This window comes from Nostoc sp. (genome assembly GCF_036919675.1).
Classification (GTDB): domain Bacteria; phylum Cyanobacteriota; class Cyanobacteriia; order Cyanobacteriales; family Nostocaceae; genus Nostoc.
This window is the reverse complement of the sequence record NZ_JBALCP010000136.1, coordinates 83,655-107,579: the sequence shown is the minus strand read 5'-3', so window position 1 is coordinate 107,579 and position 23,925 is coordinate 83,655. Positions and strand designations below refer to the sequence as shown.

Sequence of the window (23,925 nt, the reverse complement as noted above, 5' to 3'; positions counted from 1 at the left end):
AATTATTCATGCTGTAGAGTATCTAATTAAGCTTTGTACTGGGTTTTTGAGGTAAGACTGAACGATGCTTTTAAATCCGATGCATAAACGCCAAACAGCTTGCCATTGGATATCCCTGGCTTAAAAATTGTCTTTCCGACCTCGATTTATGACTAGGTTTTAAACACTATTACTTATTGATAATCTTAAGTTTTTATTTTTAGTATAATTTTATACTTAATTATCTTTAATATAATTAAGAGGCTCACGACATCCGCATTAAGACCTTTGCTAAATTAATTGGTAATTTACTACAGCAGATACACAAATTAAACCTCATCTATGTTGAGAACCGTAGTTTTTGCCCTCACCCTAAATCCCTCTCCCTACTTGGGAGAGGGACTTATTTCCGGCTTCCCTTCTCCCAATATTGGGAGAAGGGGCTGGGGGATGAGGGTTTTTTCTTTTCATACCGAAAGAACTACAGTTTTTAAGGTGGACGCGGTTTAAACTGGGGAAAGTAGGTTTTTTAGGAAACAATGCTTAGACTCAGTTTTAGATGTGGCGATCGCTCCTTTGAGACGATTAGCTGAGAAATTTTTCGCAATCAGCATGATACAAAGTTCAGGCAAAGCGTAGTAAAGTAAAGTAGTAAAACTCAGAGTGGGTTGTAAGTATGGAAACCTACTTAGGAGAAACACTGGTAACGTCAATCGCTCCCAAAGCAAGATTGTTGCCATGAGCAACTCAACTCCAATGGATAACGAGAAAAATCTCCCAAAGAAAAAGGGCAAGACACTCCCTCCCAAGCTGATCATCTGGCTGGGAAAGTTTGTTTGGACGAGTATGTGGCAGATCATGATGTCAAAGCTTGCTCCTAGCAATCAGTCGGGAGCGTATATTCGTCCTCATAGCCAGTTTCGGAAGTTCATCGGTAAAGAAGAGGGAAATCCACACCCACCAGCAGAGGGACGCTACAAACTCTATGTTGGGCTGGGCTGTCCTTGGGCGCACCGAACCTTGGTAGTGCGATCGCTCAAAAAACTCGAAGCGGTAATATCAATATGTATCGTCTCTCCTTCTCCCATTGAAGGCGGTTGGATATTCAACGAGGAAGAACAAGGTTGTCGCACACTGGCTGAATTTTATCAGTTGGCAGAACCTGGTTACAGTGGACGCTCTACAGTTCCAATTTTATGGGATAACCAAACAAAAACTATCGTCAATAATGAGAGTTCAGAGATTATCATCATGCTGAACTCTCAGTTTAACGAGTTTGCCAATAATCCCCCACTCGATCTCTACCCAGAAGCACTCAAAGAAAAGATTGACTGGTGGAATGAAAAGATTTATCACGCGGTAAATAACGGTGTGTATCGCTGCGGTTTTGCCCAAACCCAAGAAGCATACAATCAAGCCTGTAATGAACTGTTCGCAACTCTCGATGAGATTGACATAGCATTGCAGAATAGTCGATATCTGTGTGGGGACAATCTCACACTCGCAGATGTCCGTTTATTCACGACGTTATTTCGGTTTGATAGTGCCTACTATGGGTTGTTTAAGTGCAATAGGCAGCGAATTCGAGACTATCAGAACCTTGGAGCTTACTTACGTGATCTATATCAGCTTCCAGGTGTAGCTGACACCTGCGATGTAGAGAGTGTGAAGCAGGACTACTACGGTAACTTATTCCCACTCAATCCAGGCGGGATAATTCCCAATGGGCCTGATATGTCTTATCTTGATCAACCACATGGTCGCGATCGCATTGGCAAATTCAGTAGGGCTGAGGGCTGAGTAGGAAGTAGTACTTATGAATCTTCCCACTTAGCACTGTTTCGGTGAATGCCTCATAAGGTAGATTGAAAACTGATACCTCAATGGCTGCATTCCAAAGTTGGTGTAATCGTGAACCAGATTAATCGAGTTGCAATTGTCGGTGGAACTCATGGCAATGAGTTTACGGGGGCCTACTTAATCCAAAAATTTGCCCAGTTTCCCGACTTGATTACTAGACCAAGTTTTGAGACAGTTGCTCTGTTAGCAAATCCTAACGCTTTTGCGGTGGGGAGGCGATATGTAGAGAAGGATTTAAATCGCTGTTTTCTCAAGCAAGATTTACAAGATCCGACTCTGAGCAGTTATGAAGAATTGCAAGCTAAATTAATCCAAAATAGACTAGCATCAACTGTAGATAAAGCAGATTTCATTTTAGACTTGCACAGCACTACAGCTAATATGGGTCTGACAATTATTTTGGTAAACAGTCATCCCTTAAATTTGAAATTGGCTGCTTATCTAAGCCAGATTAATCCTTTGGTTAGGGTTTATCGCTGCTCTTTTAAATCAGTTGAAGAAAACCCATTTGTAAATTCCCTGTGCGAATTAGGCTTTGCGATCGAGGTTGGCCCCATTGCCCAAGGTATCTTAAAAGCGACGCTGTTCCAACAAACACAGGAACTTGTTTATGCGATTCTCGACTATCTAGAAAGGTTTAATCAGGGTGAAATTCCATCAACTAAGGAAACGTTGATTCTCTATGACCATTTATCAGTTGTGGACTATCCAAAAAAACAGGATGGGACAATCTTTGGGATGATTCATCCAGAACTTCAGGACAAGGATTATCAAGCCTTGAACCCAAGAGATCCAATATTTTTAAGCTTTGAAAATAAAACAATTGTTTATCAGGGGACATCTACCGTTTGGCCGATTTTTATTAATGAGGCAGCTTACTATGAAAAGGGAGTTGCAATGTGTTTGACTCAGAGGCAGCAAATCAATATTTGAAGATATTGAGAAAATTTTTTGTATAATCGCTTTTTATTGAAAGTGATGATATAAATTGAACATCAGAATCTAGAAAATATGCTGATCCTAATTTATAAGTCCTGTAGCTGGTGCGCCGCCGAATAGCCTGTCATAGACATCGCTAAAGAATGTGGATTAAACAAAATCCCAAATTTCTGTTTAGTAGGGTGCGTTAGTCTAATACATAACGCACCATCTCAATACTTTCGGTGTCGGACTCCCCGTACTAACACACCCGACTAAAGTTGCTGAAGATTGAATCGGTGTTCCTAAGACTTACTTAAATATTACGCTTAAAATCGTCCAAATACTTAAACTCATAATGAAAACGAAGCGACCAAGAAACAAACCAATAGCCAGTCTTTCTTTAGACTTGGATAATATTTGGTCTTATCTAAAAAATCAGGGCGCTTTGGGTTGGGAGACTTTCCCCTCTTACTTAGATATCGCAGTCCCTCGTTTCTTAGATATTCTCCAGCAATGGGATTTGACAATCACAGTATTCATTGTGGGTCAGGATGCAGCGCTGGAAAAGAACACCAAGGCATTAGAAGCGATCGCTAGCGCTGGTCATGAAATTGGCAATCACTCATTTTACCATGATCCTTGGCTACATCTGTATTCAGAGGACGAGATTGAACAAGAGGTGGCCTTGGCTGAAGAACATATCAAGCGCGTCACTCATCAACATCCTATTGGCTTCCGGGGGCCTGGATACAGTTTTTCTCCTGCGGTATTGAGAGTCTTAGCACGACGGGGATACGAATATGATGCTTCGACTTTTCCCACATTTTTGGGGCCCATAGCACGAGCGTATTATTTGATGACCTGTAAACTGAGCAAGGAAGAACGCAAGAAACGGAAAGCCCTGTTTGGCAGTTTCAAAGACGGTTTGCAGCCTCTGAAACCTTACCAGTGGCAGATGGGTAAGGATAAACTCACTGAGATTCCCGTTACCACAATGCCAATTTTTAAGGTGCCAATTCACTTCAGTTACATAATGTATCTAAGTACATTTTCTTCGGAAGTGGCGTTACTCTACCTGCGAATTGCTCTGTGTTTGTGTAAAATGACACGCATCCAGCCTTCTTTGCTACTCCATCCTACAGACTTTTTAAGTCAAGAGGATGTACCAGAACTATCATTCTTTCCTGGAATGAGCGTTCCCACCTACAAAAAGCTAGCAGTAGTAAACAAAAGTTTGGAACTTATATCCAGTCAGTTCAATGTTTTGACTGTTGGACAACACGCCAAATTCGTAGCAAGCGTCCGTCAACTACCTGTATTAGTGCCTCAAAAGAGGTAAAAATATGATCTATACGATTTATCAATGTAATTTGTATCCTTAATTACAGGCAAAATTAACTTTTGCGATGTCTAATCAGATTTTTTAAGCCTTGTCTAGGTTTTGAATAGTAAGCAGTTCTCTTGAAAGCAGCTGACATTTGCTAGCAAGAATGTGTAAAGTAATTGAGAGTTAATCATTATCTCTAATATTTGACACATCTATCTATGGTTAGAAAAACCCAGCGTCTTTTGCTGCTAGTTATTTCCTGTAGTATAACTGGTGTAATTTTAGGAGGTACTGCCGGTTGGGCAGAAAGTAGTCTCTGCTTGGAAGACAGTAAGGTTACAAGTGACTGTTTAATCCAAGATCCAATCCAAAAAACTATCCAAGGGATGAGTACCGGATTGTTAGCTGGGGCTGGGGCAGCTTGCGGTGCAGCATGGCAGTTACGGCGTGAAGATTGAGCATGAACTACTTACCACTAACCCGGCGTACCGGATTAGATCAGGTTTGTATACTAATTGGGCAGTGCCTCCACTTAGACTTTCGTCTAGCATGAAGCCTTACCTCCCCTCTTACAGCAGAGACTTGAGGAGAGATGAACTGAGCATTGCCCATGAAGCGGTACACCCAGCGACAAAACTCCTCCAGCGATCGCTTAGGCAATTTAACAATGTAATCTACGTAAGTAGGCTTGCCATTTTTTCCCTTCGGGCCTAGTTCAATCTTTTGCTTAGGATGTCGCTTCTCGCCCTCTTGAATAAATTCCATAACTTCAGGAAAAAATCGAACTTGCACTTGCACAAGCTCTAGTTTTCCACGAATCTCCCGTTGCTGATCTAGTTAGCAAAACTTTCAAGCACCATAAGAGTAAAAGCTTAAAATTACTACTGAACTGCTACTAAAATCACCCAAGAGCGATCCCACAATAGATCGCTCTTGGTGAAACTATTCTCAATTACACAGATGACATGGTAACGAGTTTACGATACTTGGTAAGACAAACCTTCAACAAGATAGTGAACAGATGGATAAGCGAATTCTAGTAATTGGTTCAGCCCCGCACTCGCGTTTAGTTACCGCATATAATTGGCACGAACTACCCTTGTTTTTAAATGTTGCTGATTATGATACAGTTATTCTTAATTTTGTACCATTAATGGAACAAAAGTATGCAGCAAAAATAAATTTGGAATTATTGCCTAAAATCGAGCAGTTTGCACGGCTTATTTTCAGTAGTGAAAGTGAAGTTATTGCTATAGGAGCGCCGTATATTAAGATTGGCAATCCTAATTATAGATTATCTGATTGGTGGCTACCAATTATATTAAATACAGTGGAAGATTTAGGTGAAACAATTCGGAACGTCGATCCAGCTTTTGATTATTATTTTCAGCAAGTAGAACAATGGTTTTTTCATATAGATGATTATTTCAGACTCAAATATGAATTATCAAATTATCTACCATTAATAAGTTCATATGCCAATGATTTACAAGTCAAGATAACTCCTATAGCTCAAACACGCTATGACAAATCAATAGCTTTTAAAGTTAATTTAATTGCCCTATATATTGATCCCAGATATAATCTTAACCCCCAAAATCATGAGCAGATCATTAAGGAATCTGGAGACATTATCTGGTTACCTATTACTACAAAAATATCAGATTATGATGCTATTAATCTAATATTAATTAATCGCTATGGTTTAAAACTTGAACAAGCCTCTCCACTTTGGATAGAAAGTTACAAACTCCCTAACCAAATTCTTATTGAGACAAAAATATCGCATCATATAAATGAGATACAAAGATTACAGAGTGAATTGACTATAGCTGAACAAGAGTTACAACTTGCAACACGATTTCGTAAACTCCTTTATGAACAAGGGGTTGATGGGTTAGAGCCTATTGTACGTGATGCATTAAGAGAATTGGGCGCTACAGTATACGACCCTCTTGTAGGAGAAAATCGAGAAGATGGGTTACTTGAAGATCCTAAAGGTCGAAAAGCGATACTGGAAATTAAAGGTAGGACTAAATCTCTAGCACTTACTGATGTACGCCAGCTTCATCAATGGGTACAAGATGCTCTGTTTAAAGATAGTTCAGAAAAGAAAAAAGGCATACTTATTGCTAATATGTATTGTGGGGTATCACTTGAACAGCGTAAAGAACCGTTTCCCCCCAATTGTATTGATATGGCTAAAATAACTCAACATTGCTTGTTAACTACAAGGCAAATTTACTATGCAATTTGTTTAAAGCAACAAGAGAAATTTCTGGTAAAAGATTTCTGGGACTTGATATTTAATACAGATGGTGCTTGTTCATTACCTGAGATTGGACCAATTAACTAAGGTGATTTCTGATAAAAAAAATACCTATGTTGACGAGTTTCGACTTCGCTCAACTCTCGATTACTCAGTTTGTTGAGCGAAGTCGAAACCAACGGCTATGGTAATTTTATTACTAGAATTCACCTAATATAAGAATTGGGACTTCTCACTCTTAACCACCTGACCAAAAAAGTGGAAACGCTCTGACCGATAAAATTGGTGATTTCGGACTTAGTTCGGTGAAAATTAATCTATAACGAAAATGGAGCAGCATTAGGCTTTGGTAGTGGGGAACAACTCGTGACCCTTGCAACACCTCCTACGCTTACAGCTAATGATTTCCATGCTTTCTGACAAGCCAATTGTCTAACTGTGCTAACACTTCGCTGCAACGGACTGAATCGATATTTGGGTTGGAATGCAAAGAAGTTAGCGTCTGGGCGCATTTGCATTCTTGGTGGCTTATAGAGAATAATCAAAAATAAAGTAACTTTGGCGTCTTCGTGCGAGAGAATAAATATAAAATATGGCGATCGCAATCGATTTTGGTACTAGCAACACAGTCATTGCTCGTTGGAACCCCGTAACCCAGCAGCCAGAAACCCTGAATCTACCAGGTTTATCAATTAAACAAAGTCTCAATCCGCCACTGATTCCCAGCTTGGTTTATGTTGAAGACGCAACCCAAAATAAAGTATTAGTCGGGCAACAAGTACGCGATCGCGGCCTTGACCTCAAGGGCGAAACTAGATTTTTCCGCAGCTTCAAACGGGGTATTGGTGCAGATATCCAAGGTTTCTTACCCGAACTAGATGGGCAAATTGTCACCTTTGAACAAGTAGGGCAATGGTTCCTCACCAAGGTGATTGAACAACTAGCGCCCCTGGAAGGGGGGTTAGATTCCTTAGTCTTAACGGTACCTGTAGACAGTTTTGAAGCTTATCGTCATTGGTTGGGGAACGTGTGTCAAGCCCTTCCCGTCGAACAGGTGCGAATGCTGGATGAACCCACAGCCGCAGCCTTGGGTTATGGTTTGGCAGATCAAGAAATTCTCTTGGTGATTGACTTTGGTGGCGGTACTTTGGATTTATCCCTTGTCCGGTTGGATCAAGGCGTGCAAGCAACCACAAAGCCGCTGGGATTTATCCTCAAGTGGGGTAATAAGTCCCTGGCTGAAGATTCAAAACAAAAAGTCAAAACTGCCCGTGTCTTGGCGAAAGCTGGGCAAAATTTGGGCGGTACTGATATTGATAATTGGTTGGTAGATTACTTTGCCAAAACTAAAGAACTGACGATAAGTCCCTTGACAACACGATTGGCGGAACGGGTAAAAATTCAGCTATCAACCCAAAACCAAGCTAGTGAAGTTTATTTTGACGATGAGACATTTGAAAGCTATGAACTGGAACTAAACCGCGACACTTTTGAAAATATCCTCAAAGAACACGCATTTTTTGAGTTACTAGATGATTCAATGACAACACTATTGCAGCAAGCAAAACGCCAAGGGATAGAACTTCCAGATATTAATGCAGTTTTGTTAGTTGGTGGGACAGTGCAATTACCAGCAGTGCAGACATGGATAAAACAGTATTTTGAGCCAGAAAAAATCCGTTGCGAACGTCCCTTTGAAGCGATCGCTCAAGGTGCATTACAGCTAACTCAAGGGATACAAATTAAAGACTTTCTGTATCACAGTTATGGTATCCGCTACTGGGATCGCCGCAACCAGCGCCACAAATGGCATTCTCTGATTAAAGCTGGACAAGCATACCCAATGAATCAGCCAGTGGAATTAGTCTTAGGCGCTTCTGTGGAAAATCAGCCTAGTATTGAATTAATTATGGGAGAATTGGGAGCAGATACAGGCAATACCGAAGTTTATTTTGATGGCGATCGCCTAATTACTCGCCGTCTGGACAATAGTGAAACCAGCGTCAAATCCCTCAACGATCAAGAAGGCGCGAGAACAATTGCCCAACTGACACCAGCTGGATATCCTGGAAGCGATCGGATCAAAATTTTCTTTCAAGTTGATGAGCAAGGCTTTTTGCGAATCACCGTTGAAGACTTGTTAACGAATGATACACTGTTGGAAAATCAACTTGTGGCACAGTTGAGTTAGACTACTGGGCGTTTAACTGTTTAACTAAGTACACCAGAGTTAGGTTGGAGTCTTACTAACCCTCTTTTATCACTCTCGCTAGATAAAAATCCGAAAGCCTTATTTTTAATGATTTTTATGAATCTAGGTGTAGGTTGGGGAGCCACAGCACCCAAGCGGTTCCCCGACTTGTACCCCTACGGGGATCTTGCTAGCAAGAGCGTCTCCCCCTTGAGAGAAATCCAGGATAGGGAGCGATCGCGCCTATGACGAAATAAAAAATTGAGCGATATAGAGTGAAGTGCGATAAGCAAAGCGATTACATGATTAGCTATCGCACTTCACAAAAGTTCTCTGAAGGATGAAGTAAACCCCGTTAGAACCTACCTACTGTTGAGGGAACCTTCCTGTTGAGGGAACTAATGTAGTCATTCAGCGTTTTGATATTCTGATCGTAGGCAGATTTATCACCCAATGAAACACGTTGGCTTTGCACAAAAAACTTGAATGGTAGCTCTCGTTCGCCAAAGAAATTAACAAATCCGTCCGGCTGAAGGGTATCTCCGTTTAGACCAATTGCCCAGTTTAGAACGTTGTATTCCTCAAGTTCAGCGATCTTATACTCGCAGGCGTCACTCTCTTGGTTGATTACATCTTCGATGTACTTATTTAGGGTTTTGATATTATCATCGTAGGCAGAGGATTCACCCAATCCAACTTGATTTTGTAAATAAAACTTGAATGGCAGCTTTCGCTGGTTGAAGAAGGTGAGGAATTTGTCCGGCTCAATGGTATCTCCATTTAGACCAATTGCCCAGTTCCTCTGCTTGTAATTCTGGAGTTCAGCGATTACGCCTTTAGCAGCTTCGATCTCTTGTTTAGGGACTCCCCGAAATTCAATATTGCGGCTGGGTTCGGGAGCGAGCGACTTGAGGAAACTCATGCAGGGGGTAAAGAAAAACTCTCCGCCTTTCATAGTTACCCAATGCGTAAAGTCAGCTTCAGTCTGCTCTTGGGCGCCCCAGTTAGTTGGCCAATTGTATGTCTCCGTGACGGCTATATTGTCGTCTCCTTTCTTTTCTACACCAATGACTACATCTGTTCCCACATCTCGCTTGATAAAGTTCCTTTCTTTAGCCCATGCCTTCTGCATGAAGTTGAACTGGTTTGCTAAACTGGCTTGGAAGCTCATAAACAGCAGTCCAGCGTTGTTTTCTGGCTCTTCGCTGGGGAGGATGCCATAGTTGATTCCCCGACGGGCAATCCGATGCATCTTCTCCTCTTCTAGAGGGATTGATACAAAGACTGATGTATCCCCACGGGGGTTGACCTTGCGAGTGTGGGCGTGGAAGGGGCACTTGAAACCTTGCGGATCATCTTGATAGTTAAAGTTGTTATCTTGAGGCACTTTACCGCTTGATGCCTGATCAATCACTACTGGTGTTCCATCCTGGAAGCGTCCCATAGTGTATGCTCCCGCTAAATCTGGCTTTGGTTGTCCCGAACCTTTCAGCTTATCAGCTAGGTTTTTTACAACATCTTTGTTCCAGGCTTTAACGTTCTGCTCCAGTTTACGGAACACCAAGAAGCTACCGTAACTCTCGTGTTTTGTACCCAAGGGATCTTTGAACAAAACCAAGCTTAAGGGTGCGCGGGAATCCCATTTGGAAAAGTCGCTATGTTCTCTTTCCTTCTCAATATCTCGCTTCAGAAACAGCGGTTGACTGACTCCATCTCGGAATCCGAAGTGTTCGATCTCTTCTCCAGTATTTTGATCTCTGAGGACGTAACCTATTTGCTCGTGGACAACGGAGGCGATCGCATCCAGTTCTTTTTTTATTGCCGCTACTTTGTTTTTCAATAGAGCAGGTTGCTGACGCAGCTTACTCTGATCTTTCTGCTCCTCAAGCTTTGCTTCCTGGGTTCTGGGGCCTACTATCTTATCAGCTGCAAGCAAGACCAAAGCATGAATTTCATTATTTTTAAAACCATCCTCCCATTGATTGGAATCGTCGCCGAGTTCATTCTGCATATTGGGATCTTTCATCCCTTGCCGAAATGCATCTTCATTGGGCAGATTCTGGTAGGCATACCCTAAGCGCATGTAACCAGCTCTTGTCAAGAAGAAGTTGGCAAATATTTTGCCTGGTACGTCTTTATTCTGCCGATACAGCTTTCCCTGCTCGGCTTGCTCTAGTGCTGAGGTGACATACCTGTGAGTAAAACTGCCAATCCATTGCTTGGCGGCTTCAATGTCGCCCTCGAATTTCAAGAACAAATAAACAGCATGGTTTCGTCCGTGTGATTTGATGATGTTGCCCTGTATCTCATCTAACAGTGGTTCATGTTCAAACTTATCAAAAGGGGTAACAATTTCGACGATTTGGTTGATGTCAATTTCCTTGATTTCACAAGTCATAACTAACTCCTGACTTCAGATTTATCTAAACTTGTCTGGTTAAGAGTCGGACTGGGAGATATTTGATAACTAGTGAGTTTAAAAAACTACTACAAATATCTCCCCTGTGGAAGAATTAACGACAAGGCAATTAGCTATTTACTACTAATTGCACAATCTTCGCGTGGGAAGGCTTTCCAGCACTATTGAGATAGAACAGCATGTAGTAGCCGGGTGGGGTAAAGTGGTCGTTGGTGGGAGCGGTGAAGGGAATGCTAGCGTTGTATTTAAAACCACCTTGTTGTTGCTCGTTTGCACTCAAGTATTTAATCTGTTTTTTGTCGATTTGGATATCTACCAATCGTTGACCATTATCAAAGGAGTGGGTGACAGATCCCAATTTTACAAGAACTATAGAACCTGGTTGATCTGTAGAAGCATTGCTCACAGAGATAGTTTGAGACGCACCGTATTGGAGTTTTTCAGGAGCGATCGCAATTTCTGGGCGATCGCTCTCTCCGAAGAGATAGGGCGGGTAAAAGATCGCATGTTGCCATATCTCACCGCTATTGCCATCAGTGCCCTTGTTAACAAAGGCGAAATCGTTCTTGGTATCCAGACGAACAGTTCCGTCTATATCAAATCTGGCGGCACGAGAGTTGTTGCCACCCATGACTAACACCCGTGCATCCGGCAACAGCAAAGCCGTATTGTGATAAAGCCTGGGTTCGATATCCGGGTTCATCAGCTTGGTGCGGAAACCTTGGTGTCCGATTTTGGTGCGATCAGGAATCAACAGGGTGGGGTTGTAAGCCGGACGGGTTTCGGCGTAGTTACCTCCATTGACCACCAAAATTTCCTTGGTGGGTAGAATCACCGCCTGTTCCATAGCTCGTTTGCCATAGCGACCCAATCTTGAAGACTGTTTCACATACTTATAATTAAGTGGAAATTTCTTCACCTTGCCATCTACGATGTCCTCAGTATTTAGCAGGATGTCTTCATCGATTTTGGCTAAGAAGTCCTTATCGATCTCCCACGAACCTTTAGTGCTAGTGTCTTGTGGTGCTTTCCAACGCTCTAGGCTAGCAGTGATGCTTGCTCCCTTGATAACGTCTTTTCCAGGGCCAATACCAATGTTATTGGTGCCCATGATCCCACCCAATAACAGGACATCCCCGTTAGGAGAACTGGGGTCGAGGACAGCAGTGCCATAGACCTTGTTGATTGCCAGTCTGTCGGGACCTGGCTCGAAGCTAATGGAATACTTTCCGCCCTGATCTTTATTGAACGTCACGAAATAGCTATGGGTACTTGCGTGTGCAATCTTGGGTTCATTTTTACCACCGCCATCTCCAGTGATTAAAAATCGGTTTTTCTGTTTGGTGGGTAGTATGCGGGCGTAGAGGTCTATGATGTCAGAGCCGAAGCTCTCGTCATTCATCTGAGTTAGAAACGGATTGTTGGGAAGATTCTTGACATCGATAGACTGCCAAGTCTTCAGGTTGGGATCGTAGATTTCCACTAGAGTGCTAACAATCTGCAAGGGATCAGCTGTGAATCCTGAGAAGGAAGCGATCGCCCCGTCCGCTAGAGGAATCAGGGTAGGATACCAGTGACCATCCTGGGTTAAACCCAGGTTTTCCCACCTCTTTGTATTTTGGTCTTCTTTTTGCCAGTCCTTTTCTTGCCAGTGATAAATATTGGCTTGTTTTGACCCGGCGAAGCGTACACCTGGGTAGTATAGTCGGCTACCCCCGATAAATAGCACATCCCCGTTGGGCAGCTGTAAATGACCGGAACAGAAAGGGTCATTGCTTTCGCCGTTTATCTCTGCCAGGGGTGAGTCAATGCGCTGGAAAGGAGATTTGTTGAAGTCTAGGTTTGGGTTCTCGATTAACGGATCGGAAAGGGAGGGATCGAAGATAGAGGTGTTATTGACGACATCGTAATTTTTAGTATTAACACCGTCTTCTATCTTGCCTTGCGCTGTAACACGGTTGCGGTTGCTGCTGCCGTTGACAATCAGGACTTTGTTGTTGGGTAATAGCGCTGCGTGAACAGCTTGCATCCGCTCGCTTTCGTTTTTGGGCATCGGCAGCATATACCAAGCGCCCATTTCTTCTGGACAACCTTCGTATGTGAGCAGTTTATTGCCCAGTTTGCCTCGCAAGTTCTTTTCTAGCGTACTAGGCTGTGCACAGATGATCGAGGCATCGGGTGGCGGTTCATCGGCGATCGCGTAACGACCCCCGTAAAAGGTAACTGCCACTGCCAAAACAAAGATCACCAAGATTTTCAGGAGTTTCTTACGCGTCGTGATTGTCAATTCTTTTTGAGTCATAAATCCTCCACTAAGGAAAGCTCTCTTGATTTTTGCGAAAGTGTTGTTAGAAGAGAGTTCTTTTCACAGTATTCTTCTGTAGATTTTACAGAGGAAACTTCTACAATTGTTCCTTGCTTAATGATAAATTCAGTAGCCCCTACATATGTTCTAGGATTCCCCCAATCATATGTGTAACCTAACCCTGTAAATGGATACAGTTTATTAATTTTTTGTTTATTGAAATAATGAGTTAAATGGAATTGTTTGGACAAAAAACTTTCCTGCTCAAGCCTATTAGGATCAAAATTTGTACAACTAGAAATACTAATATCTGAGTTTGTACATGGCCTTTCTATATCTTTGGCTTTGACCAATATTTCTACAAAATGAGTTTTCTTATCTTCTGGCGTTAAAAGTAAGCCTAAATATTGCTCCAATCTTAGCGAAAGCATCATTTTGCCAGGAATTTTCATATTTATACCTTTACACCTATTACAAAAATCTTTTACTTGAGCAGGTACTGTTAACCAAGTATCACGCTGTATTTTATAAGTTTTCTCTGTCTTCCAAGGCTTATTGTATGGCTTTGTTCCATCTATCCAAGACACCATTAAAACTTTTTGCTCATTACTATTTTCATTCTCTCTCAAGTTATTAAGCTTATTATTTTTTTCCAATACCCAAAGATTTTTTATTACCTTATTCTCATTATTTGGAAATTGTGTATCCTTAATAGCTTCATCTAGGTTTGCTTTAAGGAAATCATAACTTTTTCGTTTATTTTTATAAAGATAATTATTAACATTGTCTTTGTCTGTTTGCGCCAACAACTTTTCATCTTTTGAGGTTGACAGGCTTTGCCGAGAAGTTTCTGTTGCTAATAAACTGGAATATCCAAATACCAAACAAGTACCTGTCAAGCCTAAAAGCAATTGTTTATTGAATGTTTTCATCACAAAAGTCCTGATAAATATTGTTGTACTCACCACCCTAGCAATCATTCATGTAATATAACGATTGAGTAGCAACTAATATCCGTATTTAACAGTCTTGGTAATTATACTATTGCAAGTGAGTACTCAAACTAGGCAAACGATGCAATGATCAATCTGTCGTTTGTATGTCAAGCTTCTAGGCAGCTTAGTTGTTCAAAATCAAATAGGAGTACTATAATTCAACAGGGTTGTCGCCGCTATTAGCTGTCAAATAAGCATCGTATATCTAGCTACTTGCCTTGTAAATCAGTATTATTACTGAAAAATAAGTAATTACACATTTACTTTATAACTTAAGGTGCGCTTTTTTGTTGAGAAGTCAGAAAAATAGGGATAAACTAAATACATAGATAAATAAATATACTAATAGTATAAATACTTAAGTTCAGCTTTGCATAAGTTTGTAGCTAATTGACAAGGGAAACTTTTTGAGGATAGGGTAAGCATACATAAACATCCCTTAACCATTTAGTACTATGGGCCGGCAAAAAACTTACTCTGTGCAACTGACAGAAGACGAAAGAAAGCTGTTGCAGCAACAAGCGCTTGCCTGTAAAAACAGGTCTTTAGCATTGCCAGACAAGCAAAAATTATAATAAATGTTAGTGTCACAGAGAAAAATCATCGATCACATCAGCGAAAGGGTTGGGACGGTCTTGGCGGGAGGGTACTTCGAGGATATAATCTTCTTCAGCAGCGATCTGATGTAGTTCTTTGAAAACATCAGCTAGAGAAATCTTTTCGCGCTGCTTGCGCCACATCAAGGATTCCTCAAACATCTCAGCTTCAACTCATGGCTCCTGAACCCCTCGAAGATGTGTTTTTAGTCTAGCAGTGGTGTAGAGACGCGAAATTTCGCGTCTCCGTGAACGCACCTGTCCATACATCCAGGTAAGAATTGCCGCAATGGTCAATTCATCGTCATTTATGCACCATCACTAACGTCCCGTAAGTAGTCCAGTTGTAAAGATTGCGAGCTTGCTTAACGGGTAAATTTACGCAACCGTGGCTGACTGGAGTCCCAAAACGGTTATGCCAGTAAGCACCATGAATGGCATAGCCTCTGTAGAAATACATTGTGTAAGGAACGTCAGGAATATTGTAGCCATTGCCTCGCATTCGGTGAGTGCGATACTTAGAATTAATCCGAAATCTACCTATGGGTGTGGGAGTCGATCGCTTACCTCCAGAAATGCGGTATGAATAAACAAGTTTATTACCTTTCCATGCACGTAAGCGTTGCTCTGACAGGTCAATTTCAATCCAACGAGGTTGGGATGTCTGCCTGATATTATTAAATACAGTGATGCCGTTTTCATCAACTGACGTGGCTGTTGCTGTAGTCGAATTGGGTGTACCTGTTAACGGTGATGACCAAGAGAATAAAGTCACCATCATCAGCGCCACGCCTGTACAAAAAGTTCCTGAAGAACGAATCCCACCACTGCGAATCCAGGTTTGCATTATGCTTCATCTTCTAAACTACGCAAAAATCATGAAGTGAAGTAGTTTTCTGGAAAACTACAAATTTCCAGAGCGACTTCTAGCTTCCTGTAGAGGATTTACGCAATTCATCCGCTAATGCTTCTCAAGACAAGTCCTAAGCTAATCTGTGTCCAATTTGCACATTTGTCATTTGTGCTTTGTTATTCACTAAGGAACACGGATTAAATAAAGAGCAAAGAGCAACTTTCGTAGTGTTACGGCTTCGGTAACGCACCGAAAATATTGGGATGGTGCGTTAACCAAGGGCATAACGCACCCTACGAAACAGAAGTTTTGCATTTTGTTTAATCCACATTCCTAATGACTAATTACAAAGGACAACCTTTACAAAAAATATGTCATTTAATATGCCTAAATGCAAATTTTCCCCGAATTCATATTTGCATTTGGAATTTCACCCAGGAATTATCAGGATTTACGCTTATTTCTTTGGGCAAATCGTTGAATGCCCTCTTCTATATTTTATTTCAATTTTAGTAATTCCGACTCCGAAGATTCCCAGCATAAAATATTGCTGGGAATCATTCAATTGTCTTGATTTGTTGTTATTTATGATTTGTACTAAATTGCCTTTTGGCTGCTTCACCTACTATTTCTGGATGACTATTGGTGTCCCTACCGATGCCCACTCGAATAGCCATTTTGCATGTTTAGGTGCAAGATTCACACAGCCGTGGCTCACTGGAGTACCAAAACTTTTATGCCAATAAGCTCCGTGAATAGCGTAACTACCTTGGTAAAACATCGCATAAGGAACGTTGGGAACATTGTAGTTTTCTCCCTGCATCTGTGTAGTTTTGAACTTGGATTGAACCTTAAAAGTACCAACAAGAGTAGGAGTAGCTTTTTTGCCAGAGGAGATAGCACTTCCATAAACAACTCTGTCACCTTGCCAAGCTATTAATCGTTGCTTTGAAAGATTAATTTGAATCCAGCGCTGATCCGATTGTTGTAATGTCTGGATTGTTTGTGCAATCACTTGATTTTTGGAATTCGCCCAAACTTCACTCGTTCCAGTAGTAGTAAAAACACTTAAGGACAGTGCTGTACCAGTGAGGAGTATTTTTAAGCTACGTACCCAGTCAGAATAAATCAGTTTTTTCATTTTAGATACACTCACACTCTAATTATAAAGTTTTGAGAAACTTATCAGTTTTCACCTTTATTTCCCTATCTATTACTTTAATAGACGTGAACTTTTGATGGTTTGATTCTAAGTTAACCTAACTGTCGCATCAGCTTTCTTGCCCCAGATGCGATCGCCTCCCAATTTCCTTCTGTGACAAGCTTTTTGGGAAATAATTCACTGCTCAAACCTACAGCGATCGCTCCGGCTTGTAAAAATTCTTTGGCATTTTCCAGAGTGACGCCGCCAGTAGGAATTAAGGGAATCTGACCGAGTGGCCCTTGCAAACTTTTGATATAATCAGCCCCTCCCACTGCTTGCACGGGAAACACTTTTACACAACTAGCGCCCTGACTCCAGGCGGTAACAATTTCTGTTGGAGTCAGCGCTCCTGGGATAATGGGTACATTTTTTTCTTGTGCTGCTTGAACCATTGCGGAGTCAAAGTGGGGTGTAAAGAGGAATTGCGCCCCAGATGCGATCGCTTCTTGTAGCTGTTGCACATTGAATAGCGTACCAGTGCCAATAGTACAATCTGGTAATTCTAAGCATAGTTGACTGATTAATTCCCCAGCGCGATCGCTATTCCAGGTAATCTCGATCAACTTTATTCCCCCAGATGCTACAGCCATTGCCATCTGCTGTGCCACTTCGATTTTAGGGGCGCGGATGACTGCAATCGCTCGATGTTTTTGTAATTGTGATAACCAAATTTGATTAAGCATTTTCACTGGCAATTAGGGATTGAGGGCTAGGAACTGGAGACGGGGCACTAGAGAATAGTTTTCCTAATACCTAATTTTCAATAACTACGCCCGTCGTAGATATCGCCTGATTTTAAATAACATTGCGGACAATGAGCCAGGAAAATTTAGTAAATTCATTTAAATATTTTTAACTGTAAATTAAATCAAGAAACCAGCGCCAGCCTGTTATTAGGCTGGCGCTATATTTTTTAATTATTGATAAATAAAATAATAATTGGTGGTAATCTAATCCCGGGCGATCGCTGTTAATAAATTTCAATTAAAAAAATATCCATTAATCGTAGGGTGTGTTTAGCACGGAGAGTATGGCACCGCGACAGATCAAGATGATGGATGGTGCGTTACGAGGTTCCGTCTAATGTAATGTAATAGCAGTTATCAGCGGTGGAAGCCGCCGCTGATAACTGCCTCCCCTACTTACCTAAACTAGGGCTGGTGTATTTGCACGCTTAACTTGAGGTGTTGCAACCATCTGCATTCCAGCAGGTGCAGCTAGAGTTAAACCACGACGCACAGGACGCACAGGACGTTTGTTCACCAGCGAAAGTTGAAAATCTGACAAAATAGTTGCCAAGACGATTTTCATTTCATACTGGGCAAATGCCATGCCAATACAGCGACGATTACCGCCGCCAAAGGGTAAATATTCGTATGGTGAATATTGCCTTTGTAAAAAGCGTTCTGGTTTGAACTGCTTGGATTGTGGATAGACTTCTTCCCGATGATGCGCTAAATAAATACTGGGGATTATTGCCGTTCCCTCTCGCAATTCGTAGCCCATAATTTCAATTGGGGTCTTCACAATCCGCACGAAAGCATTCATGGCAATTGGATAAATTCGCAATGTTTCTTGGCAAACTGCTGTCAAATAGGGCAATTTAGCTAGATTACTCAAATCGGGGTTAACTCCAATGGTGTTAAGTTCCTGTAGCAACTTCTGACGCACCTCTGGTAAATGGTCAATCCAGTAAAAAGCCCATGTCAATGCAGAAGCGGTAGTTTCATGTCCTGCAACTAGCAGCGTCATTAACTCGTCGTGTAATTCTTCATCTGACATCCCTTGACCATCGTCGTAACGAGCAGCCATCATCAAACTCAGGATATCTTGGCGATTTTGCTCAGATTCAGCCCGACGTTCTCGAAGCAAAGCATAAATCAGTTGATCAATTTTTTGCCGTTGTTGCAAAATCCAACCCCACGGACTCCAGGGACCGAAATCTTTTTGCATAAACCTGAAAAAGAAGGCGCTGGACATTATGGGCGAAGTGATGAAGTCTAGCAAGTCACTTAGCGATCGCCTCAGTTCCTCAAAAAGCTGTCCTTCACTCAAACCAAATACAACCCGTAGGATAACACGCAAGGTGATTTCTTGCATCGACTCACGGATATTAAAAGGCTTGCCAATTTGCCATTCATTACTCACCTGTCGGGTTATTTTACGGATTTCTTGACCATAAGCCCGCATTCTTTCGCCATGAAAAGGAGGAGCTAATAGTTGCCGTTGCCGCTGGTGGCGATCGCCATCTGATAACATAAAGGAGCGATCGCCAAGTAAAAATTTTAGTCCTATGTTCCCCCTCCCAACCTCAAAATGGCTGGAATCGGCAGTAAAAATCTGCTCAAGTGCTTGGGGTTGACTAAAGTACACAAGATGGTTATCCCCGCGACTACTCCTGATAGTAAAGGTGTCACCATAGATTTTGGCAAAATCATCCATATATTTCACTGGCTGACTAATAAACTTGATCATCCTCAGCCAGCGCGGCATTTGAGGCCCATCAGGCAAATTGTAAGTTGCTGTCATAAAATTTTGTGGAGTTGATGGCTTCTGAATTTTATTGTTACGAGTTTTCATGTTCTTGAGGGTCACATAAAGCGGTATATTCTTGTAAGGCAGTCCTAATGAAAAAGTTTCATCACCAGGAACTGAGAACTAGGGACTAGGGACTAAAGACTAAGAACTAGGAACTAGGGACTAGAGACCAGGGGGACAAAAAGGAGAATAATAACTCCTAACTCCTGTACAGACGCGATTAATCGCGTCTCAGCACTCAGCACTCAAGAGGCAGAATCGGAAGCAAGCAGTGCCAAAAATCATCGCTATTCTCAACGGTAAAGGAGGAGTCGGTAAAACGACTACCGCAGTCAATCTGGCTGCAAACTTTGCGAAGAAAAAAAAGGTGCTGCTAATTGATGCAGATATTCAAGGTTCTGCCAGTTGGTGGTTTGGGCGCAGTCAGCAGGGAATGGGATTCGATCTATCTCAAGAAACCGATCCCACACTTTTAGGTGATTTAGGAAGGATAACAGGGTACGATTTAGTAGTGGTGGATACGCCTCCCGCGCTACGCTCTGAAGCATTAGTGACGGTAGTTGCGATCGCAGATTATCTAGTTTTGCCTACACCCCCAGCCGCAATGGATTTAGCCATCCTCGTGGAAACAGTCAAGGAAGCCGTCATCCCCTTGGGAACCCCCCATCGGGTATTGCTCACCAAAGTTGATACGCGCAGTATCGGGGAAGCACTAGAAGCGAAAAACACTCTGACTCGGCTAGGTATTCCTGCTTTTAATACCTTCATCCGTGCCTATAAAGCTCATGAACGAGCGGCACTTGAAGGTGTAGCAATTACTCAATGGCGAGGAGGAAACGCACGGGAGGCGGAGTTAGACTATCGCCGCGCAGCTGATGAACTACAGCGTGATTGGAGAAAATAATGGTTAAGAAACAAAGTCTCTCTGACTTATTACAAGAAGAGGCGCAAAAATTTACACCCCTAGAAGGTGAATCTGCGATCGAAGTTACAGCAGAAAAAATTGCCGAAGAACAGGCTTCGTCTGATGAGGAATCCTCAGCACAGACTGCTGAGTCAACTTCTATTAAGCGCACAAGTCCCACTAAGGCTGATTTAGAAGCAACTGTCAAAGAGTTGACAAGTAATTTGGAAAAAAGCCACGAAAATGAAGCATCTCTTGGGCAGGAAATTGCTGATTTGCAATCAAAATTATCTAAACAAAAAACATTAGCATCCGAACACAAATTATTAGTACAACAGGTAACAAAAGAACTTGACGAAACCAAAAAAACAGCACTGCAACTTGCAGAAGCAAATTCCCATCTGATAGAAGAAATTAATGCTTTAAAACAAACAGCAGAGGATAATTCTAAACTTGTTGTCAAAGAAACTAGTGCGATAAAACCAGTAAAAGAACAGTACAATCCATATAACTACAAAAAATCACATCGGCCATCGGAAAGACTAGCTCCAAATCAACCAGGTGAGTATGCTGATAGTGTTGTAAAAGAAACTAGTGCTATACAACCAGTAAAAGACCACTACAATCCACTTAATTACAAAAAATCACATCGTTCATCGGAAACACTAGCTCAAAATCAACCTCAAAATCAACCAAATGAGTATCCTGATAGTTCTAATGAGATGTGGTTACTTGACTAGAGTCAGTTAATCTTTGCTCCCCCAACCCTTGTAGGCTTGGGGGCTTAGGTTTTTGATTGCTGAATCGATGCTCTAGGTAACAAACTGCTTTAAACTTTGCGATCGCTCTAGCTACAGAGTTCCCTAAAATTATGTGAAAGTAACACTATTAAAGAGAAAAATAGTAGCTCTGACACAAGCCATTAGCAATAGATGAAAAACTTTACAGTTGGGCGTTACAGAAAAATTATTGATAGTTGTGTTGTCTTGACACGTTCTCCCCAAATACACCCAACAAGTTGCAATAGATGCATCAGATTTTTTGGGTTTGAACTACAATTCAACTCGAAAGTCTAAAATATGCTGCGCGGTAATTTGTGGTTGTTCCAAGTGTGGGAGATGACCACAATTTTGAATCCAGACGAGAGTACTGTTTGGAATCGCCCCACAAAATTAGCGTTGGTTGTAAAATTTGTGATAAAGTTTGAAATCTAAAAGCACTATAACCACCACTTTTAGTGAAAGCAATCAAAGCTTGATGCCAACTGGGCATTTGTAGATGTAATGCACCACAACAGAGCGCATCAATAGAGGCAAGACTTTGATTTTTATATCCAATGCGCGAAACGCGTAGACGCGGAGCGGCTTGTCGTCAGACATCGCGCACTTTAAGATTACTCAAAAATTGAGTTGCTAAATAATCGAACGGGGGAAACATTAATTTACTTAATGGTGAACCACCTGTCAAACCAGCACTGTCAATTAACACCAGCTTTTTTACCACTTCCGGGTAAGTCAACGTAAAATCAATCGCCGTCGCACCGCCCATCGAAGCGCCTACTAAAATTACAGGTTGGTTAATCAGGCTTTTCCAGAAATAATAAAGATGGGTTTTAATCGCAGTTGGGCTATAAGCAATTTCTGAGAGTCTATCTGTAAACCCAAAACCCAACAAATCCACTGCCCAAGTTTCATTATCTCCAGAGAGTAGTGGCAAAAGCCGACGAAATTCTAATACGGAACTGTCAAAGCCGTGAATTAATAAAATAGGAGTTTCACCACTCCCTTGCTTGACATAGGTTGTGGTAACTGGTTGATTAGTTAAAGGAGTAGCGAGAGTAGTTGTTTGAATACTCCGAGCTAGTGCGATCGAGGCAGATTCTGTCAGTTGCCCAACAGATGTAGGAAGAAAATTCGGAAACATAAATTTCAGTTTATCGTACTAGCTTACTTCCACGCATCGCTGATTTTATTAAACAACAAAATTACACAAACTAAAACGCTGAGATATTACTTATAATATATAAAACATAGACCAGCGGCTATCAAAACATTCTAACTCCCAACTCCTAACCGGAGGCGGAGCGTCTCCGGCTTTGCTCCTAACTCCTCACTCCCCACTCCCCACTCCCACAGAATTCCTGGTATCAAAGAAAGTTTTCTAAAATGTCAAAATTGGGACTAAAGCCACTTACAATTAAAATCGCCTATCCCTTAATCCAGGAGCTAATGCCATGCCAATGGCGGTTGGCGTAATTGAAACTTTAGGTTTTCCTAGTGTCTTAGCAGCAGCAGATGCAATGGTCAAAGCTGCCGAAGTCACAATTGTGTACTATGGTCAAGCTGAAAGCGCTCGTTTGTTAGTCGCCGTCCGGGGACACGTTGCTGAGGTAAAAAGAGCTGTTGAAGCCGGAATCGCAGCTGGGGAGCAAGTCAAGGTTGGTGCAGTAATTACCTACTACATCGTTCCTAATCCTCCGAAAAATGTTGAAACCATATTACCAATCCATTTCACTGAAGAATCAGAACCTTTCCGCATGTTCTAAGCAATTTTGCTATCAAATTCTGTAGCGAAGCTTCGGACAATTAACTTGTAGCCCCCATATCGTTTATTTATACAGGAGATTAATAATGTCATTACAGGCAGTTGGAGCACTTGAAACGAAAGGTTTTCCTGCGGTGCTAGCAGCAGCAGATGCTATGCTAAAAGCTGGTCGAGTCACCCTGGTTGGTTATATTAGAGTAGGTAGTGCTCGCTTTACAGTTAATATTCGTGGCGATGTTTCTGAAGTAAAGACAGCTATGGCTGCTGGTATTGAAGCCGCAGAAAATGTTTATGGCGGTACCCTGGAATCCTGGGTAATTATTGCTCGTCCCCATGAAAACGTTGAAGCTGTTCTGCCAATTGCTTACACAGAACAAGTCCAACAGTATCGAGAATCTGTAGAAAGTCCCATTGTTAGATCATCGAACGGACGATAAAGTCAACCCCTTTTCCTGCAAAGGCGCTACGCGAACAGAGAATTCAAAATCACCCAAGTTCAACTCGCTGGAAGCCAGTGCTCCGACTTCTCTCAAAATTCCAAACGAAGAATCCCCATCAATGAATTTAAAGAGAAGTCTCTTGCGAGGCTTATGACTATCAAAACTTTAGAGGATTGCATTCTTACTGTTTTTAGATTTTGCATAAGTTAAATTTTGAACCAGAAGGGAAAGCAACAATCAGAGTCAATAGTCAAAATCAAGATTGACTGTTGACTATTCCTTTTTGGGAATGTAAAGGTTTTAAGAATAACTTGCTAATTTTAGAGGCACAGTTGTGGCTGAAGCTAGTTTAGAGAGGATAAATAAGCGAGATTTTTAATCCCTACTACTAGAATAGCGTAGGCGTAGCCCGTCGTAGACATCGCTATGTGGCATACTGGGGCTAATTCCAAGCTATAGCGATCGGATTTATCCAAAATTTATTATCAAAAAAGAATTCAGAAGCAGATATGAGACTCTGCTTATAAATTCTTATTTAAAATAATATAGTATAAAAGAGAACTAAATATATAACTACGTA

General features: G+C 41.6%; 21 protein-coding genes and 1 pseudogene. 11 read left to right on the top strand and 11 right to left on the bottom strand.

The window, feature by feature from the left end; all coding sequences use genetic code 11:
- Positions 1–485: 485 nt before the first annotated feature.
- Positions 486–719 (bottom strand): hypothetical protein, encoded by a 234-nt coding sequence (locus tag V7K49_RS33085; RefSeq protein WP_334868145.1) that lies wholly within the window; start codon positions 717–719, stop codon positions 486–488.
- Here V7K49_RS33085 and V7K49_RS33080 point away from each other — a divergent pair.
- The 4 genes from V7K49_RS33080 to V7K49_RS33065 all read left to right on the top strand — a co-directional run bounded on the left by V7K49_RS33080 (position 718) and on the right by V7K49_RS33065 (position 4,545).
- Positions 718–1,779 carry a glutathione S-transferase family protein gene (locus tag V7K49_RS33080; protein ID WP_335209433.1) on the top strand — a complete coding sequence of 354 codons (1,062 nt, stop codon included), beginning with the start codon at positions 718–720 and terminating at the stop codon, positions 1,777–1,779. The two genes, V7K49_RS33085 and V7K49_RS33080, sit on opposite strands and share 2 nt — an antisense overlap.
- Before the next feature lie 111 nt (positions 1,780–1,890).
- Positions 1,891–2,772, top strand: a complete 882-nt coding sequence (locus tag V7K49_RS33075; protein WP_334868141.1) for an aspartoacylase — start codon at positions 1,891–1,893, stop codon at positions 2,770–2,772.
- Positions 2,773–3,115: 343 nt separating this feature from the next.
- Positions 3,116–4,099 carry a polysaccharide deacetylase family protein gene (locus V7K49_RS33070; RefSeq protein ID WP_335209432.1) on the top strand — a complete coding sequence of 328 codons (984 nt, stop codon included), beginning with the start codon at positions 3,116–3,118 and terminating at the stop codon, positions 4,097–4,099.
- A gap of 206 nt (positions 4,100–4,305) precedes the next feature.
- Positions 4,306–4,545: a hypothetical protein gene (locus V7K49_RS33065; protein WP_273766307.1), complete on the top strand. Its 240-nt coding sequence runs from the start codon at positions 4,306–4,308 to the stop codon at positions 4,543–4,545.
- Positions 4,546–4,585: 40 nt separating this feature from the next.
- Here V7K49_RS33065 and V7K49_RS33060 read toward each other — a convergent pair whose 3' ends face one another.
- Positions 4,586–4,879 carry a hypothetical protein gene (locus tag V7K49_RS33060; RefSeq protein ID WP_335209431.1) on the bottom strand — a complete coding sequence of 98 codons (294 nt, stop codon included), beginning with the start codon at positions 4,877–4,879 and terminating at the stop codon, positions 4,586–4,588.
- 229 nt (positions 4,880–5,108) lie between these two features.
- Between V7K49_RS33060 and V7K49_RS33055 the strand changes: the two genes are divergently transcribed.
- The 3 genes from V7K49_RS33055 to V7K49_RS33045 all read left to right on the top strand — a co-directional run bounded on the left by V7K49_RS33055 (position 5,109) and on the right by V7K49_RS33045 (position 8,796).
- Entirely contained in the window at positions 5,109–6,443 is a 1,335-nt protein-coding gene (locus tag V7K49_RS33055; protein ID WP_335209430.1) for a hypothetical protein, read from the top strand.
- A 505-nt stretch (positions 6,444–6,948) separates the two neighbouring features.
- A complete protein-coding gene (locus tag V7K49_RS33050; protein WP_334868138.1) occupies positions 6,949–8,547 on the top strand; it encodes an Hsp70 family protein in 1,599 nt (532 codons plus the stop codon).
- Positions 8,548–8,664: 117 nt separating this feature from the next.
- Positions 8,665–8,796: a hypothetical protein gene (locus tag V7K49_RS33045; RefSeq protein WP_335209429.1), complete on the top strand. Its 132-nt coding sequence runs from the start codon at positions 8,665–8,667 to the stop codon at positions 8,794–8,796.
- A gap of 106 nt (positions 8,797–8,902) precedes the next feature.
- On the opposite strand, the gene V7K49_RS33040 is transcribed toward V7K49_RS33045, so the two are convergent.
- From V7K49_RS33040 to V7K49_RS33005, 8 genes are all read right to left on the bottom strand, one after another.
- Positions 8,903–10,945 carry a Dyp-type peroxidase gene (locus V7K49_RS33040; RefSeq protein WP_335209428.1) on the bottom strand — a complete coding sequence of 681 codons (2,043 nt, stop codon included), beginning with the start codon at positions 10,943–10,945 and terminating at the stop codon, positions 8,903–8,905.
- Between the two features lie 130 nt (positions 10,946–11,075).
- A complete protein-coding gene (locus tag V7K49_RS33035; protein WP_335209427.1) occupies positions 11,076–13,268 on the bottom strand; it encodes a galactose oxidase early set domain-containing protein in 2,193 nt (730 codons plus the stop codon).
- Entirely contained in the window at positions 13,265–14,203 is a 939-nt protein-coding gene (locus V7K49_RS33030; RefSeq protein WP_335209426.1) for a hypothetical protein, read from the bottom strand. Before V7K49_RS33030 ends, V7K49_RS33035 begins: the two co-directional genes overlap by 4 nt.
- A 650-nt stretch (positions 14,204–14,853) precedes the next feature.
- Positions 14,854–15,006, bottom strand: coding sequence for a hypothetical protein (locus V7K49_RS33025; RefSeq protein ID WP_335209425.1), 153 nt, complete (start codon positions 15,004–15,006; stop codon positions 14,854–14,856).
- A gap of 160 nt (positions 15,007–15,166) precedes the next feature.
- Complete coding sequence (locus V7K49_RS33020) at positions 15,167–15,709, bottom strand: L,D-transpeptidase (RefSeq protein WP_334975953.1); 543 nt, start codon at positions 15,707–15,709, stop codon at positions 15,167–15,169.
- 631 nt (positions 15,710–16,340) lie between these two features.
- Positions 16,341–16,856, bottom strand: coding sequence for a L,D-transpeptidase (locus V7K49_RS33015; protein ID WP_335209424.1), 516 nt, complete (start codon positions 16,854–16,856; stop codon positions 16,341–16,343).
- 113 nt (positions 16,857–16,969) lie between these two features.
- Complete coding sequence (locus V7K49_RS33010) at positions 16,970–17,602, bottom strand: bifunctional 4-hydroxy-2-oxoglutarate aldolase/2-dehydro-3-deoxy-phosphogluconate aldolase (RefSeq protein WP_335209423.1); 633 nt, start codon at positions 17,600–17,602, stop codon at positions 16,970–16,972.
- A 463-nt stretch (positions 17,603–18,065) separates the two neighbouring features.
- Positions 18,066–19,448 (bottom strand): cytochrome P450, encoded by a 1,383-nt coding sequence (locus V7K49_RS33005; protein WP_335209421.1) that lies wholly within the window; start codon positions 19,446–19,448, stop codon positions 18,066–18,068.
- Between the two features lie 280 nt (positions 19,449–19,728).
- On the opposite strand from V7K49_RS33005, the gene V7K49_RS33000 reads away from it, so the two are divergent.
- Together V7K49_RS33000 and V7K49_RS32995 are read left to right on the top strand one after the other, a co-directional pair.
- Positions 19,729–20,361, top strand: coding sequence for a ParA family protein (locus V7K49_RS33000; protein WP_335209420.1), 633 nt, complete (start codon positions 19,729–19,731; stop codon positions 20,359–20,361).
- A complete protein-coding gene (locus V7K49_RS32995) occupies positions 20,361–21,101 on the top strand; it encodes a hypothetical protein (RefSeq protein WP_334868114.1) in 741 nt (246 codons plus the stop codon). Before V7K49_RS33000 ends, V7K49_RS32995 begins: the two co-directional genes overlap by 1 nt.
- 312 nt (positions 21,102–21,413) lie before the next feature.
- Here V7K49_RS32995 and V7K49_RS32990 read toward each other — a convergent pair.
- Positions 21,414–22,284 (bottom strand): annotated as a pseudogene (locus tag V7K49_RS32990) (alpha/beta fold hydrolase).
- Positions 22,285–22,594: 310 nt separating this feature from the next.
- Between V7K49_RS32990 and V7K49_RS32985 the strand changes: the two are divergent.
- Both V7K49_RS32985 and V7K49_RS32980 read left to right on the top strand, forming a co-directional pair.
- Complete coding sequence (locus V7K49_RS32985) at positions 22,595–22,906, top strand: BMC domain-containing protein (RefSeq protein WP_273766297.1); 312 nt, start codon at positions 22,595–22,597, stop codon at positions 22,904–22,906.
- 85 nt (positions 22,907–22,991) lie between these two features.
- Positions 22,992–23,342 (top strand): carbon dioxide-concentrating mechanism protein CcmK, encoded by a 351-nt coding sequence (locus V7K49_RS32980; protein ID WP_334868111.1) that lies wholly within the window; start codon positions 22,992–22,994, stop codon positions 23,340–23,342.
- The last annotated feature ends 583 nt before the right edge of the window (positions 23,343–23,925 follow it).